Annotated in this window: 1 protein-coding gene; it reads right to left on the bottom strand. The window is 63.6% G+C overall.

Features of this window, described 5'->3' with window-relative positions; translation table 11 throughout:
* Positions 1–123: 123 nt before the first annotated feature.
* Entirely contained in the window at positions 124–1146 is a 1023-nt protein-coding gene (locus D180_RS10575) for an IS5 family transposase (RefSeq protein ID WP_017912770.1), read from the bottom strand.
* Positions 1147–1210: the final 64 nt, after the last annotated feature.

The following is a 1210-nucleotide window of genomic DNA, read 5'->3' as shown; positions in this document are numbered from 1 at the left end:
AGGGCGCCTCGAACAACCTGCCACGACCTGGAGCCAGGAGTAGCATCTGTCGCAACGGCACCAGAGCGGCGCCTGATCGTGGTGGTTGGGAGGCTGAGGTGGCCGCTGGGCTACCTCAGCCGATCACGCTGGCACCATGGCCCGCTCCTGTAGCCGTGCCAGCCGCATCACGTTATGGCTGGCGACCTTCAGCCCGATCACCACCTTTGCCCGCGCCAAGCCGATGCAGCGTACGAACTTGCCGCCTTGTTGAGCCAAGCGCGCAAACGGGTGCTCGCCGAACACCCGATCCTTGGCAATTCGACGGTTCCGGCGCTTTGCTGCCTCGCTCAAGGGCTTGCGCGCATGCCCTTGATGTTGGATCGCGGGGCGGTAACCACGCCTTTTCAGGTCTGCTTCCCGCGCTGCATCGGCATACCCGCTATCGGCCCATACCGTGCGGCCGGTGTTGTCCGGGTCCAGCACCTGCTCGAAGTGACGGCTGTCGTGCACGTTGGCCGCGCTCACGTCGTAGCGGCGGATGAAGCCCCAGCGACGGTCCGTGCTGGCGTGCAGCTTGTAGCCGTAGAACGCCACCCCATGCTTCCTGGTCCAACGTGCCTGCATATCCTTCTGCGCACGCTTGGCATCGCTCCAGTCCTGGCCGACGTCATCGCCCTGCTTGATCTGCGCGTTCTCTTCGCGCGTGTTGCGCTGGATCGGAGCGCTGACGATGCTGGCGTCGATGATCTGACCGCCGCGGGCAACGAACCCGGCACGTTGCAATTGCTCACCGATCGCCGCGCTGATGTCGCCCATCAGATCCTTGGTCTTGAGCCGTTCGCGCCACACCCAGATCGTCTTGGCGTCGGGCACCTTGCCGCTGTGTTCCAGTCCGAGGAATTGCTGGAAGCTGCGCCGATCCAGCACCTGGTACTCCAGCGCATCGTCGGAGAGGTTGTACAACTGCTGCAACAGCAGCAGCTTGATCATCACCTGCGTCGGCCAAGCCGGACGGCCACCGCGCTTGCCAGTACCCAAGGACAGCTTCGCGTCTACGGCGTGAGCAATCCCGGCAAAGTCGATATGCCGTGACAGCAGAGCCAGAGGATCGCCGATCTGCTGCCGCTTGGCTTCGCGTTCGTGGCCGGCAAACAGGCTGATCATCGTGGCGTCCTCGGCGTGTTCTCCAGACCAATGATGCCAAAGGCGGGGTTTTTAGAGGTGCCCT

This window comes from Xanthomonas sp. SHU 166, assembly GCF_000364685.1.
Lineage (GTDB): Bacteria > Pseudomonadota > Gammaproteobacteria > Xanthomonadales > Xanthomonadaceae > Xanthomonas_A > Xanthomonas_A sontii.
The sequence above is the reverse complement of the archived record's forward strand: the minus strand, read 5'-3'. Positions and strand labels throughout refer to the sequence as shown.

What these genes read in the sequence shown, in the direction of transcription:
- D180_RS10575 (WP_017912770.1), bottom strand. Translation starts at nt 1,146, where the DNA reads ATGATCAGCCTGTTTGCCGGCCACGAACGCGAAGCCAAGCGGCAGCAG.